14 protein-coding genes are annotated in these 13,124 nt (G+C 60.9%); 2 read left to right on the top strand and 12 right to left on the bottom strand.

The genetic code is table 11. From position 1 onward, the window contains the following. Window positions 1–28: 28 nt before the first annotated feature. From ACIQJ2_RS15560 to guaB, 5 genes are all read right to left on the bottom strand, one after another. Window positions 29–661, bottom strand: a complete 633-nt coding sequence (locus ACIQJ2_RS15560; RefSeq protein ID WP_199148660.1) for a TetR/AcrR family transcriptional regulator — start codon at window positions 659–661, stop codon at window positions 29–31. A 209-nt stretch (window positions 662–870) separates the two neighbouring features. Then, entirely contained in the window at window positions 871–1,752 is an 882-nt protein-coding gene (locus ACIQJ2_RS15555; RefSeq protein WP_400667707.1) for a dienelactone hydrolase family protein, read from the bottom strand. A gap of 145 nt (window positions 1,753–1,897) precedes the next feature. After that, window positions 1,898–2,320, bottom strand: a complete 423-nt coding sequence (locus tag ACIQJ2_RS15550) for an MAPEG family protein (RefSeq protein ID WP_199148658.1) — start codon at window positions 2,318–2,320, stop codon at window positions 1,898–1,900. Window positions 2,321–2,362: 42 nt separating this feature from the next. Next, window positions 2,363–2,953 carry a hypothetical protein gene (locus ACIQJ2_RS15545; RefSeq protein WP_400667710.1) on the bottom strand — a complete coding sequence of 197 codons (591 nt, stop codon included), beginning with the start codon at window positions 2,951–2,953 and terminating at the stop codon, window positions 2,363–2,365. 3 nt (window positions 2,954–2,956) lie between these two features. Then, complete coding sequence (gene guaB, locus ACIQJ2_RS15540) at window positions 2,957–4,441, bottom strand: IMP dehydrogenase (protein ID WP_400667712.1); 1,485 nt, start codon at window positions 4,439–4,441, stop codon at window positions 2,957–2,959. Between the two features lie 371 nt (window positions 4,442–4,812). On the opposite strand from guaB, the gene nudI reads away from it, so the two are divergent. Further along, on the top strand, window positions 4,813–5,244 hold the full coding sequence (gene nudI / locus ACIQJ2_RS15535; protein WP_400667714.1) for a nucleoside triphosphatase NudI: 432 nt from the start codon (window positions 4,813–4,815) through the stop codon (window positions 5,242–5,244). A gap of 86 nt (window positions 5,245–5,330) precedes the next feature. Here nudI and ACIQJ2_RS15530 read toward each other — a convergent pair whose 3' ends face one another. Then, complete coding sequence (locus ACIQJ2_RS15530) at window positions 5,331–6,203, bottom strand: MBL fold metallo-hydrolase (protein WP_400667716.1); 873 nt, start codon at window positions 6,201–6,203, stop codon at window positions 5,331–5,333. A gap of 346 nt (window positions 6,204–6,549) precedes the next feature. Here ACIQJ2_RS15530 and ACIQJ2_RS15525 point away from each other — a divergent pair, with 346 nt between their 5' ends. Further along, window positions 6,550–7,980 (top strand): MFS transporter, encoded by a 1,431-nt coding sequence (locus tag ACIQJ2_RS15525; RefSeq protein ID WP_400667718.1) that lies wholly within the window; start codon window positions 6,550–6,552, stop codon window positions 7,978–7,980. A 112-nt stretch (window positions 7,981–8,092) separates the two neighbouring features. On the opposite strand, the gene ACIQJ2_RS15520 is transcribed toward ACIQJ2_RS15525, so the two are convergent. The 6 genes from ACIQJ2_RS15520 to ACIQJ2_RS15495 all read right to left on the bottom strand — a co-directional run bounded on the left by ACIQJ2_RS15520 (window position 8,093) and on the right by ACIQJ2_RS15495 (window position 13,016). Then, window positions 8,093–8,476 (bottom strand): VOC family protein, encoded by a 384-nt coding sequence (locus ACIQJ2_RS15520; protein WP_400667720.1) that lies wholly within the window; start codon window positions 8,474–8,476, stop codon window positions 8,093–8,095. Between the two features lie 65 nt (window positions 8,477–8,541). Next, complete coding sequence (locus ACIQJ2_RS15515) at window positions 8,542–9,261, bottom strand: RlmE family RNA methyltransferase (RefSeq protein ID WP_199148652.1); 720 nt, start codon at window positions 9,259–9,261, stop codon at window positions 8,542–8,544. After that, a complete protein-coding gene (locus ACIQJ2_RS15510) occupies window positions 9,258–10,826 on the bottom strand; it encodes a Ppx/GppA phosphatase family protein (protein ID WP_400667722.1) in 1,569 nt (522 codons plus the stop codon). Before ACIQJ2_RS15510 ends, ACIQJ2_RS15515 begins: the two co-directional genes overlap by 4 nt. 144 nt (window positions 10,827–10,970) lie before the next feature. After that, entirely contained in the window at window positions 10,971–11,777 is an 807-nt protein-coding gene (locus ACIQJ2_RS15505) for an anti-sigma factor family protein (protein WP_400667724.1), read from the bottom strand. Next, complete coding sequence (locus tag ACIQJ2_RS15500; protein ID WP_400667760.1) at window positions 11,770–12,414, bottom strand: RNA polymerase sigma factor; 645 nt, start codon at window positions 12,412–12,414, stop codon at window positions 11,770–11,772. Before ACIQJ2_RS15500 ends, ACIQJ2_RS15505 begins: the two co-directional genes overlap by 8 nt. 59 nt (window positions 12,415–12,473) lie before the next feature. Then, entirely contained in the window at window positions 12,474–13,016 is a 543-nt protein-coding gene (locus ACIQJ2_RS15495; RefSeq protein ID WP_400667726.1) for a tetratricopeptide repeat protein, read from the bottom strand. Window positions 13,017–13,124 lie beyond the last annotated feature (108 nt).

Here is a 13,124-nt window from a genome sequence, read left to right as displayed (position 1 = left end):
CCCACCAACCGATCTTCCTAGGTTGTCGCTACAATGCCGGCTCCGCCAGCAGCGTGGCGCGGATAACTCGCTTCCATTCGCCGAGCATGCGCTTTGCCATTTCATCGTCGCTCATGATCGCGAAACGCACCGACGCGCCGATCAGATGGCTGAAGAGCTGGGTGCGCGCTTTCAGGTCGATACGGTTTTCGGCTGGCAGCAAGGGCTGGATACTATCCAGGAAGATTTCAGCGACGCGATTGCTGTGCAGGATGTTGAGCTGCAGGATATCCCTGTCGATGTCCGTCCCGAGCCAGACGCCCAGATAGGCCGGATCGCCGCGGAACTCGCTGTAGTACCAATCGATCATACCGCAGACCAAATCGACGGCATGATCGAGCGAGGCAACCGTGGAAAAGGCCTCTTCGACTTTCTGCTGGATGAGGCTGGCATGGCGATCGAGCAAGGCCCTGACAATCGCCCCCTTGTCCGGAAAGTACTGATAGACGGAACCGATCGGAATAGCGGCGACCGCGGCCAGTTCCGTCATCTTCGTGGCGCTGACGCCTTTCTCGGCGATCAATGCGGCTGCGGCCGACAGGATGGCATCGACACGTTGGATGCTGCGCTCCTGCTGTGGCCTCTTTCGGAACGTGATGCGGTCTGGGTTATCCGGAGTCATTCTTTACCCGTTTCATTATCATACTGAACGACGCTCAAGCGCGGCAGACGCTATGACACCAGACGCGTTCAATGCGCGTAAACGGGAAAAGTCCAATTTTAATCATCACTTAGGAGCTGCGGGCAAACCCCGGAAACCCGGCCGAAACATGGTTTCGGCCGGGTAATCAGTGTGCTGAAGGCACGCTGATAGAGACCAGCCGTATCATTCTAGGACACATATTTCTTCAGAAATTCGATGGTCCTTCCCCACGCCAGATCGGCGGCTTTCTTGTCGTAGCGGGCAGCGGAAGTGTCATTGTTAAAGGCGTGATTGACGCCGTCGTAAACGAAGATCTCGAAGGTTTTGCCGCCGGCCTGTAGCTCCTTGCGATAGGCGTCGATACCGGCGTTGATACGATCATCCAAGCCGGCATAATGCAGCAATAGCGCCGCCTTGATCTTCGGCACCTCGCTCGCCGCCGGTTGAGCTCCATAATAGGCGACGCCCGCTTTCAGCTCCGGCGAGATGGTCGCAAAACGGTTGACGACGCCACCACCCCAGCAGAAGCCGATGGCACCGATCTTGCCGTTGGCTCCATCTAACTTCGCAAGATAGGTCAGGCTCGCCTCGGCATTGGCAGCGGTCAATGCCGGATCGAGATTTGTGAACATATCCCGTGCCTTGTCCTCATCGTCAGGCGTGCCGCCGAGCGGCGAGAGGAAATCCGGCGCCAGCGCCACGAAACCTTCCAAAGCCACGCGACGGGCGATATCGCGGATATGCCCATTGAGGCCGCGGTTCTCGTGGATGACGATGACACTGCCGAGCTTGCCGGCCGCATCCTTGGGCCGGGCGAGATAGCCCTTCATGTCACCCTTGCTGCCGGTGAACGTCATGTCCTTTGTCGCAAGCCTGTTGTCGTCGGCAGCGATGACTTCGGCGCTCGCCTTGTTGGCGGCAAGCAGCGGCGCGATGGCGGCGGCGGCACCGGCCGAGCCTGCGAGCTTGGTCAGCTTTTCCATGAAGCTCCGACGATCGAGCGTCAGATGCGTGTATTCGTCATAGGCGTTGATCATCGCCTGCGTCACAACAGGCTTTTCCGTGCTCATAGTTCCGTTCTCCCTGTTTTCTTGGCAGCAAGCTGAAAACGACCGGCCACCCGCTGACAAGATAGGTCAGCAGGCGGCGGCGTAACGGTAAAGGAAAAACACAAAGACGTGACCGCCGGTTGCGCCCGCAGTCACGCCGACGGCGTCAGGAGAAGGCGAGCCAGATGCCGAGCCAGACCCACATGCCGACAAGCGCCACGAAGCCAAGCGCAAAGAGCGGGCTGCGATAGCGCAAATCGTTGCTGGTTACATGCACGAAAGCGTGCGCATAGCGCGTGGCGACGAAGATCCAGGCGAGGATCACGGAAGGCAGATTATCCGCCTGCGCAGTGTAGAGCAGGATGCAGCATACGTGAAAGAGCAAGGGAAGTTCGAACTGGTTGGCAAGGCTGTTGCGCACCACCAGGCTCTCGGCAGGCTCGTTCGCCGCGTGGTTCTCGCGAAACTGCGCGGGCTGGATGCGGCCAGCCTTGACCAGAATACGGCGACGCCATCCAAGAAGCGCGTAGAGGCCAAAGACAAGCACCGCATGCGCCACCATGGGCCAAAACATTTCATAGCCTGTCACGCCGCCAACTCCTTTGGAATTTCAGAAAGCCAAAATGGTCGATCAGGACGGTCTGGAGCCGTCCCGCGAGAGGTAGCGAAAAATTGCAAAGCGGGCCAGCAGAATAACCGTCACCACCAGGGTCAGGAACTTCAACCTGACGATAATGGGCAGCGCGCTCGAAAGAAGCGCTACCGTCGCATCCGATGGCGCGGCCGGCGGATACAGCATGAGGCCGGCGATATTCTCGGCATAATCGACAACGGCATAGACGATCGGCAGGCAGAAAATAAAGACCCTTGCGCCCGGCGGGATCGCGCGGCCGAAGAAAAAGCCGGTTGGGCCGATGAGCTGCAACAGGCAGAACAACAGACCACCAAGCACGAGCGGAAAGATCAGCTCCGGCCCGAGATACATGGAATGCAGGATGGCCGCCGGATCCGGATGATCCTTGAGGTAGCGCAGCATGGCAAGCACGTCTTCGCGCTCATAGCCGCCGATGCGCGCATCCAGCATTTGTTGGCCGGCTGCCGCCTCGCTGAAGGCGCGCACGAAGCCGGCGTAGATCCACGCGAAAAGTGCCAGGGAAAGAGCTGCTAGGATCGCTGCCAGGCCCTGCAAGGACCTGGCATTACCCTGAGCACGATCGTCCATCGATCAGCCGCCTGCGCCCGGATAGTTCGGGCTTTCGCGGGTGATCGTGACGTCATGGGCATGGCTTTCGCGCAAGCCAGCGCCGGAGATGCGCACGAAGGTTGCGCGCTCCTGGAACTGCTTGAGATCAGCGCCGCCAACATAGCCCATGGCAGCCTTGAGGCCGCCTGCGAGCTGATGCAGGACACCCGCAACCGGACCCTTGTAAGGGACCTGGCCTTCAATGCCTTCCGGGACGAGCTTCAACGTGTCGCGAACCTCTGCCTGGAAATAGCGGTCGGCCGAGCCGCGCGCCATGGCGCCGACGGAGCCCATGCCGCGATAGGCCTTGAAGGAGCGGCCCTGGTAAAGAAAGACTTCGCCGGGGCTTTCGTCCGTGCCGGCAAGCAGCGAGCCGATCATGACAGCCGATGCTCCGGCGGCGATCGCCTTGGCAAGGTCGCCAGAGAATTTGATGCCGCCATCGGCGATGACAGGGATATTCTGCTCCCGCGCCGCTTCGACCGCCGACATGATGGCGGCAAGCTGCGGCACGCCAACGCCGGCAACGATGCGGGTGGTGCAAATCGAACCGGGGCCGATACCGACCTTGACCGCATCGGCGCCGGCATCGATCAGTGCGCGCGTGCCGTCATAGGTGGCAACATTGCCTGCCATGATGCGGACGGAATTGGAAAGCTTCTTGACGCGGGCGACGGCGTCGAGAACGCGCTGCGAATGACCGTGGGCAGTGTCGACGACCAGAAGGTCGACGCCGGCCTCGATCAGGCGTTCAGCACGCTCGAAGCCATCGTCGCCGACATTGATGGCCGCGGCAGCGCGCAGGCGGCCCTGCGCATCCTTGGAAGCGTTCGGGTTCAGCTGCGACTTCTCGATGTCCTTGACGGTGATCAGGCCGACCAGACGGCTATCGCCGTCGACGACGAGCAGCTTTTCGATACGATGCGTGTGGAGCAGGCGCTTGGCTTCCTGCTGCTGCACGCCATCCTTGACCGTCACGAGATTTTCGCGAGTCATCAATTCGTAGATTTTCTGCGAGGGGTCGGAAGCGAAACGGACATCGCGATTGGTGAGGATGCCGACGAGGCGATGGCTCTTTTCGACGACCGGAATGCCGGAGATGCCGTGCGCCTTCATCAAGGCGAGTGCTTCGGCAAGCGTAGCGTCCGGACCGATGGTCACCGGATTGACCACCATGCCGCTTTCGAACTTCTTGACCTGGCGAACCTCTTCGGCCTGCTGCACCGGCGTCAGATTGCGGTGGATAACGCCGATACCGCCGGCCTGGGCCATGGCGATCGCCAAACGGCTTTCGGTCACCGTATCCATTGCCGCTGAAATGATCGGCAGGTTGAGATCGATATCCTGGGCGATGCGGGTGGCGACATTCGTCTGGCCGGGCATGACCTCGGAGTGTCCCGGCTGCAGGAGCACGTCGTCGAATGTGAGAGCATCCAACCCGGTCGGCGTTTCAATAATGCGTGCCATGGCCAATTCCTTCGTCTGTGAAAAACAGGAAAGCCCGGAACGAATCGTCTACCGGGCGATCTTGCAAGTGTTGCTTGGAAGTTGGCGAGGGCTGGTAACACGTCTATGACAGGAAGGGAATAGCAAAATACGCCCGGCTGGTATGCCGGGCGCGCAAGCTTTGCCTAGCGCCGTCATTGCGGTGCTTCGAGGTCGTCGGCCAGTGTCTTGTCGACCTCTCCGAGGAGCTTTGCGCCACGTTTCCGCTAAAGTTGCGATTCGTGCTGCCAGGCGCCTTGATCCATGCCTCTTCGGCTGCCAAGAACGCATATCCGACCGGTGGGCACACGCAGCATGGTGCTCGTTCCGCGCGCATGCATTGGGAGAAGCAATTGAGACAGCGAATCATCGTATGCCCGCTTATTCAAAACGAGGGGGCCTACCTGCTCTGCAAAATGCCGCAAAATCGCGGTGTGTTTCCGGGACAATGGGCTCTTTCCGGAGGCGGTCTGGAGCCGGGAGAGCGGATCGAGGAGGGTTTGCGCCGTGAAATTCGCGAGGAGCTTGGCGATAGGCTGCAAATCACAGAGATCGAGCCCTGGACATTTCGCGATGACGTCCGGACGAAATCGTACGCTGACGGATCGACGGAAAAACTTCACATGATCTATCTGATCTTTGACTGCGAGGCGGCCAATCGCGATGTGATCATCAATGAAGAATTCGACGAACATGCCTGGGTCGAGCCGCAGAATCTTAGGGATTACGATCTGAACGAAGCCACAAGATCCACCTTCGCCGCCAAGGGCATTCTTCCGTGTTAGAGCACTACCGGGAAAAGGACGCAGCTGCTTTTCCCGGTATTCTCATCCGTCAATTACGACGCGGGGAGTTGGTCGGCTGAACTGCCTTACAGGTCGAACTGGTAGGTTTTCGGAATGTAGCGGAAGCCTTCCGCCTGCTTCTCGACGAAGCCGACGGCCGGGAAAGGCATGTGGAAGCCGAGGAAGGGGATGCGGTCGGCGGCGATCATGTCGAAGACACGGCGACGGGTCTTGGCGGCCTGCGCCTTGTCCACATCGAAACGCGTTTCCCAATCAGGACGGCCGATCGACAGAATATAGTGATTGGCGGTATCGCCAGTCATGACCAACTGCTTGCCATCCGATTCCAGATGGAAAACGAGATGGCCGGGCGTGTGACCCGGGGCCAGCATGGCCGTCATGCCGCTGACGATCTGGTCGCCATCTTTGAGAAACGTCATCTTCTCGGCGAATGGCACCACATTGGCAAGCACAGCCTTATGGCCGCCTTCCGCCGGCGTACCTTCTCGGGCCTTATCCGTCCAGAAACCGTACTCGATCTCGCCGGTGACGTAGCGCGCGTTCGGAAAGGCCGGAGCGCCCTCCTCCATCAAGCCGCCGATGTGATCGCCATGCAGATGCGTCAGGGCAACGACGGTGACCTGCTCCGGCGTGTAGCCGACAGCCTTCAATCCTTCGCGCAGACGGCCGAGGCCACGGGCGCGGCCAGCGGCGCCAAAACCAGTGTCAACGACGATCACATCCGAACCCGTATCGATGATCGCGGGCGCGTAGCTGTTGACCAGCTTTTCCGTGGGCAGGAAATTTTGCTCCAGCAATTTGCGAACGGTGTCTGCCGTCTGGTTTGAACCGAAGGTCTCCCAGGGGTTCTCCATGACGCTGGCACCATCCTTGACGACGGTGACGGTGCAGGATCCCAGTTTGAATTGGTGCGTATCCGGGGGCAGGACAGCAGTCATGAACTCACTCCTTTGTTGATGTGCAGCGTAAGCTGCACCTATCGCCGCCACCCGGAGCCGCAGCCTGGACGCTCGTCATCATCGACCGAACTTTGGCCATGACAAGCTCATCCAAATCCGCTAATACACCGGGCGACGTTTTATGCGTTTAGCATTTACATGCTCTTAGCATATGTCAAATCCTGCGTTCCGCGCCGCGCGGCGGTGGATATCACGAAGACGTGATCCTCGAGCCTTCATGGAGCAGAATCCGGGATTGGCAGCAGCCTCGCATAGGACTACAGAGCGGCTGACCGCGCCCCAAGCGGCGGCCTTCCCGAAGACAGACCTATCAAGGCAGATGCCTATGAATCGCATCGTTCCATTGATCCTCGCCGTTGCTCTCTTCATGGAACAGATGGATTCCACTGTTATCGCGACAGCGCTGCCGGCCATCGCCAACGATCTCCATGTCGGCCCGATCACACTCAAGCTGGCGCTGACCTCCTACATGGTATCGCTGGCCGTGTTCATCCCGATCAGCGGCTGGATGGCGGATCGCTTCGGCGCGAAGAACATCTTTCGCATCGCCATCTGCGTCTTCGTCATCGGCTCCATCATGTGCGCCTTCTCCGGCGGCCTGTTCGAATTCGTCTTCGCCCGCTTCCTGCAAGGCGTCGGCGGCTCGATGATGACGCCGGTCGGGCGTCTCGTGCTGGTGCGCACGACCCAGAAGAGCGATCTGGTTTCGGCAATGGCCCTGCTTTCCATTCCCGCGCTTGTCGGTCCGCTTGCCGGTCCTCCGCTCGGCGGCTTCATCACCACCTATGCCTCCTGGCACTGGATCTTCCTGATCAACGTGCCCGTCGGCGTCCTCGGCGTTATCCTGTCCTCGATCTTTCTGCCCGAGGTGGAAGCGACCATGCCGCCGAAACTGGACGTCATCGGTTTCCTGCTGACCTCCTTTGCGGCATCCGGCGTGGTCTTCGGCATGTCCGTCATCAGCCTGCCGGCACTGCCACCCTATATCGGCATTTCGGCCGTCGTCGTCGGCGTCATCTGCGGCTTTTTCTATATCGGCCATGCACGCCGTCATCCGGCGCCGATTCTGGACCTGTCGCTATTGAGGAACGCAACCTTCCGCGCTTCCGTCACCGGCGGCACGCTTTTCCGCATCTGCATCGGCGCCATGCCTTTCCTGACGCCGCTGATGCTGCAGCTCGGCTTTGGTCTCAATCCATTCCAGTCCGGCCTCATTACCTTTGCCGGAGCGATCGGCGCGATCACCACAAAGTTCATCGCCCGACGGGTCTTTACCGCCGTCGGCTTCAAGACGGCGTTGCTTTCGGCCGCGGCTGTCACGACGGTCACGACGATCTGCACTGGTCTCTTCCAGCCTTGGACCTCGCATCTCATCATCGTCGCGATATTGTTGGTCGGCGGGTTCTCGCGTTCGTTCTTCTTCACTGGCATCAATGCCCTCGCCTTTGCCGATATCAGTGACAAGCAGGCTAGCCAGGCGACATCGATGAGCTCGGTCATGCAGCAGATCAGCCTCGCGCTCGGCGTGGCCGTGGCCGCCATGATCCTGGAAACCTCGACCTTCTTCAGCGGAGCAGAACTGCAAGTCAGCGATTTCCATATCGCCTTCTTCAGCATTTCGGTGCTGACCGTGCTTGCCACCATTCCCTTCATTCGGATGGATCGCAATGCCGGCGCCATGGTTTCCGGTCACAAGGCCGGTCTGAAGCGCGTCGCCGCCCTGGAGCCGCAGGTCCAGCAGCCGGTCGGAAAATGATCCAGCCCCGATCAAGTGTCGGCGCAATCGGGGGCTACGGCGCGCGCCATATGTGACGCGCAAAGGACGCCATAGCACTTTAGATCTGCTGCACCGCTTTCCCGGAGAGGCGCTATTCCGGCCTCTCGCACACGGCGCTCAGCTTGTTGCCATCGGGGTCACGTACATAGGCAGCATAGAAGTTGGCATGGAAAGAGCGCAGCCCGGGCTTGCCTTCATCGGTGCCGCCATGGGCGAGAGCTGCGGCATGAAAAGCATCTACGGCAGCTCGGCTTTCGGAATGCAACGCGACCATGGAGCCATTGCCGATGGTTGCCGCTTTCTGGTCAAAGGGCCTGACCACCCAGAAGCGGCAGCGCGTATCGCCCTCGCCGGCATAGCCGATTTCCTCATCCGATTCGCGCAGACGCCGGTAGCCCAGCATGGGCAGAACAGCGTCGTAAAAATCCCGAGAGCGCAGGATGTCGTTGGAACCGAGGGTTATGTAGAGGAGCATGATTGAATCTTGATCTTCCGTGATGCCTTGGGAGACGACATCATCGGACGAAGAAGACGCTCAGATCAAGCCTCAGTGGCTTCCTCATCCGTCTTGCGACCCTTGAAACCCTTGGCCAGCAGGAACATTTCCACGGACTCCGCGCGGGATGCGCCCGGCTTCACATGGATGACCTGACGGAAATTCTGCTTCAGGAAAGTCAGAAGATCGCGTTCCGTGCCACCCTGGAAGGTCTTGGCAAGAAAATGACCGCCTTCCGCCAGCACTTCGACCGCGAAATGCGCGGCGACTTCGCAAAGATGCATCGTCCGCAAGTGATCGGTACGGTGATGGCCCGTCGTCGGCGCTGCCATGTCGGAGACGACGAGATCCGGCGTGCCGCCAACCGCATCGATCAGCCGCTGTGGCGCGTCCGGCTCCAGAAAGTCAAGCTGCAGGAAGGCGACGCCGGGGATCGGCGCCATTTCGAGGAAATCGATGGCTGCGACGCGAACATCCTCTTCAGTCGATTCGGTGACCTTGGCCGCGATCTGCGACCAGCTGCCCGGTGCAGCACCCAGGTCGATGATGCGACGCGCCCCCTTCAGGATCTGGTGCTTTTCGTCGATTTCCAGCAGCTTGAAGGCGGCGCGAGCGCGATAGCCTTCGAGCTGAGCGCGCTGCACATACGGGTCGTTGATATGCCGCTGCAGCCACTGCCGCGAGGAGGCCTTGAGCTTCTTTTTCTTGACGCGCTGGCCGAGCTTGCGGCCCGTGCGGTTGCCGGCGATGGTTGGCTTGGTCACGTCTGCGGCCCCTTCGTATCCCTCGGTCGATGACCCCGGCGCGAGCGGCCCCGCCGCCAGACGCCGTCATCCGCCATCATATCAGTCAGCAGTCCCTCGCGCAGGCCGCGATCGGCGACACGCATGCGCGGGCTCGGCCAGCGGCGGCGGATCGCCTCCAGGATCGCGCAACCCGCGAGAACCAGATCGGCGCGATCCGGCCCGATGCAGGGGTTGGCGGCGCGGCCGGCAAAATCCCAGGACAACAGTTTGGCCTGCATGGCACTCACCTCGTCGTCCGACAGCCAGACTCCGTCCACCCGACGCCGGTCGTAGCGCGGCAGATCGAGATGGACGCCTGCAAGCGTCGTCACCGTGCCTGATGTGCCGATGAGATGAAAATCGGCGCTATCACGCGCCGCGCCCTGCACCGGCGGGCAATCGAAGCGCTCGAGCATCCGCTGAACTTCGGAGACCATAGTCTCGAACAGCTCCGGCGTCACGTCGCGCCCGCCATGCCTTTCGGACAGCGTGACAACGCCGACAGGCAGCGAGGTCCAGTGGGTGATGTGGTTGGCAAGGCGGCTGGAACGATTTTCACCGATCCGGATGACTGCGATTTCGGAGGAGCCGCCACCGATATCGAACAGAACGACCGAGCGAGCCTCCGGTCCGACGAGCGACGAGCAGCCGGAAACGGCAAGCCGCGCCTCGGTCTCGCGATCGATGATCTCCAGCTGCAACCCGGTCTCGGCGATGACGCGCTCGAGGAAGGCCTCACCGTTGTCGGCCGCGCGGCAGGCTTCGGTCGCGATCAGCCGCATACGGCGGATTTCCCGTGTCTTCAGCTTGGCCGCGCAGATGCGCAAGGCCTCGACGGCTCGATCCATAGCGTCGCCAGACAGGCGGCCGCTGGCGCCAAGTCCTTCGCCGAGGCGCACAATGCGGGAGAATGCATCGACGACCCGAAACTGGCCCGGGCGCGTCGGCTGCGCAATCAACAGGCGACAATTGTTGGTGCCGAGATCGAGTGCGGCGTAAAGGTCGGCGGGCCGAAAATCGGGCTCCGTCTGATGATGCTGCCCTTGTCCCTCGCGTCGCGGCGACTGGCGGTCATTGCGACGATCGCCATGCACCTGTGCATGGCCCGCTTGAGCGGCATTGGCGGGCGCAACGATCTGCGGCGTTTTCTCATGCGCCAGCGGCCGACCCTGCAGGCCACGCTTGCTGCGGTGCTTGCGCCGGTTCTTGCCGCTCTTGTGTGATGACGCATGACCGTGATCGGCCGCTGCGCGGAGTTCCTGCGTCTGCTGCTGTGTCTGGGAGGAAGGCTGTCCGCCGCCAGTAGCCCCGCCGCGCGAACGACGCCTGCGCTTACGCTTCTTGGCCGGAGATTCGGCTTCGTCCTCTGCTGGGCGCATCGCCACCGGGCTGGACTTACCTGCCTGGCTGGCCTCCGCAGAATGAGCATTCGGGCGACCATGGCCGCGCTTACGCTTCGCGCGCCGGGAGGATTTCGCCTTCCTGCGCTCTGCTGTCGACGCCCCGTCTGCCTGCGGCGCCTTGCCGCTGTCGGGGTCACTCACGTATCTTTTCCACCGCGCCGCGCAAGGCCCTGGGGCATGCTGCTGGCACTCGTTCGATTTTCGTTGGGCAAAGAATACCAGCAGGATGGGTTTTCGCCAAATTCTTTTTGAATCACGCCAATTTAGTCGCGCCCAAAACAGCCATCAGGCGACCAGATGCGCCCTGATATCAGCCGCAAGTTGCTGCATCCGGTCGATCGGCGCGTGACCGATCAGCATGAAGGCGTGGGCGGCGCTCGACCAGTAAACAACGTTCATGCCTCGGCGATTTTCCACGTCCGGGGCTGCCGTACCTCTTGCCGACTGAACGATGCAAAGCGCCATCGGCCCGCTTTCGGGATCGAGATAGGCGATCTGAGCCAGTGGCTTGCTGTCATAATTCAGAATCTGGGCGCGCTTGAAATCGACGCCCGGCATTGCGACATTTTCCGGTGCCAGCGACAGCCCGAGCTTGCTGCCGACATCACCTAGCTGTGCGACCTGTTGTGCATGGTCGCCAGCCGGAGCGCTCAATGTATCCGTCGTATAGAGCGAGAGATATTCGGCAACCACGGCGCGCCATTCCGCATCTTCGTCCGGCTTCGAGAGCCGGCGGCTGATACCGATCGCGGCGCGGTCGATGGCGATGGCAGCAACGAAGCTTGCAGCGATGGCCCCAAGGAGGCCGCGGCGGCTGACGCCAAAGGCACGCGATTTGTGGGTCTCAGTGGCGGCGGGTATGGCGGCAAGCATGGCTTCCAGTTTCGCCGCTGGGGCCTCCGCAAGAATCGGCTCGAATGCCTCCCTGAACGGCAGGGCGCTGCGCGACAGGAATTCGAGACGCTCCGCCACGCGTTCATCGGCGGCGATCAATCGTTCCATATTTTCTCGGTCAGCATCATTAAGTTCGCCGTCGATGAAGGCGGTGAGCTGTTCGTCCGAGGGCATCTTTCCTTTATACAGTTCACTCATTTCCATTCCCCAGTCGCCCACCTCCGGAAGACTTTCCTTCTGTCGCCACCCCCATGCCGTCAGCAAGCTTCATGCGCGCGGCCGCCAGGCGGCTCATCACCGTGCCGATCGGCACGTCGAGGATCTCAGCCACTTCGCGATAGGAAAGCCCTTCGACATAGGCAAGAAATACCGCGGTGCGCTGCGCTTCCGGCAGCGCCTGAATCCGCTGCAATACCTGCCCGGCCAGAATATGCGTTTCAGTCTCCCGCGCACCGTCGAACACAAGGGTTTCGTCCGCATCGACGAAGCCCTGCCCCATGCGAACGCGCCGGGCGCGAACCTCGTTCAGCCATATCGAATGGAGGATGGCGAAAAGCCAGCGATCCAGCCGCGTGCCGGATGTAAACTGCGCGGCCCGCTCCAGGGCTCTGACACAGGTCGCCTGCACGAGATCGTCGGCAACGTCGCGTTGGCGCGACAGCACCACGCCGTAACGCCAAAGCCGCGTCAGGTGCTGGGACAGGCCTGCCCTGATATCCTCTTCGCTCGCTATGACAGCCTCCGCGACATCCGCGTTCTGGGGAGCCGCCGACCTTTTCGGCGGCTCCGATGCTATCCGACTATAAGCAGAAATCGCAGTACGAGCGACCGGCATCATTCCCATAGCCCTCGCAAAGCTCCCTACTGACCGGCATCATCGATCAGAGACCAACCTCAAAGGCTCGACGGGTTCACGATGGCAGCGTGAAGGTCGCGATATTCCTCGCAGCTCGTGTTGCCGCAGAGCGTCCTGATCGTGTTCAGCTGATCCTTGGCGAGATCCATCCGGCCCTTGATGACGTAGGCTTCACCGAGATATTCGCGCACCAGCGTATATTTCGGGTCCATGGCGACGGACTTCGTATAGTAGGAGATGCCCTCGTCCGTGCGACCGAGCTTGCGAGTGGCATACCCGCGATAGTTCAGCGCCTCAGCCGTGTTCGGGTTCTTCATCGTGTCCAGAACCGCAAGAGCCTCCTGGTAACGATGATCCTTCTTGGCCAGCGAATAGGCGTAATCGGCGCGGTTCTCGTCCGTGACGTTGGCACCCTGCTGCTTCACGCATTTCTGGCTCTTCTTGTCGTAGATTTCACCCTTCTTGCAGGTCGGCGTCGTGCTGGAATCGTCACCGGCTGCGAAGGCGGGAATGGCGAAGGCGCCAAGTGCAAGGCCGACACCGATCGTGATAGCAGCGAGGCGGAATGTATTGGTCGTCATGGAATGTCTCCTTGGCAAAATGAACGTTGCGAGAGGAGAACACACCGCCCGCCCTCTTTATTCGGCGCACCACGCAATATTTTTTGCGGGGCCGATCCAGAGGAGGCG

The organism is Rhizobium sp. NPDC092011, assembly GCF_044756305.1.
Taxonomy (GTDB): domain Bacteria; phylum Pseudomonadota; class Alphaproteobacteria; order Rhizobiales; family Rhizobiaceae; genus Rhizobium.
This window is presented reverse-complemented; position numbering and strand designations above follow the sequence as displayed.

Coding starts and splice junctions, on each gene's coding strand:
- ACIQJ2_RS15555 (WP_400667707.1), bottom strand. CDS start 1,752: ATGAGCACGGAAAAGCCTGTTGTGACGCAGGCGATGATCAACGCCTAT.
- ACIQJ2_RS15545 (WP_400667710.1), bottom strand. CDS start 2,953: ATGGACGATCGTGCTCAGGGTAATGCCAGGTCCTTGCAGGGCCTGGCA.
- guaB (WP_400667712.1), bottom strand. CDS start 4,441: ATGGCACGCATTATTGAAACGCCGACCGGGTTGGATGCTCTCACATTC.
- ACIQJ2_RS15520 (WP_400667720.1), bottom strand. CDS start 8,476: ATGCTCCTCTACATAACCCTCGGTTCCAACGACATCCTGCGCTCTCGG.
- ACIQJ2_RS15495 (WP_400667726.1), bottom strand. CDS start 13,016: ATGACGACCAATACATTCCGCCTCGCTGCTATCACGATCGGTGTCGGC.
- ACIQJ2_RS15500 (WP_400667760.1), bottom strand. CDS start 12,414: ATGCCGGTCGCTCGTACTGCGATTTCTGCTTATAGTCGGATAGCATCG.
- ACIQJ2_RS15560 (WP_199148660.1), bottom strand. CDS start 661: ATGACTCCGGATAACCCAGACCGCATCACGTTCCGAAAGAGGCCACAG.
- ACIQJ2_RS15525 (WP_400667718.1), top strand. CDS start 6,550: ATGAATCGCATCGTTCCATTGATCCTCGCCGTTGCTCTCTTCATGGAA.
- ACIQJ2_RS15530 (WP_400667716.1), bottom strand. CDS start 6,203: ATGACTGCTGTCCTGCCCCCGGATACGCACCAATTCAAACTGGGATCC.
- ACIQJ2_RS15505 (WP_400667724.1), bottom strand. CDS start 11,777: ATGAGTGAACTGTATAAAGGAAAGATGCCCTCGGACGAACAGCTCACC.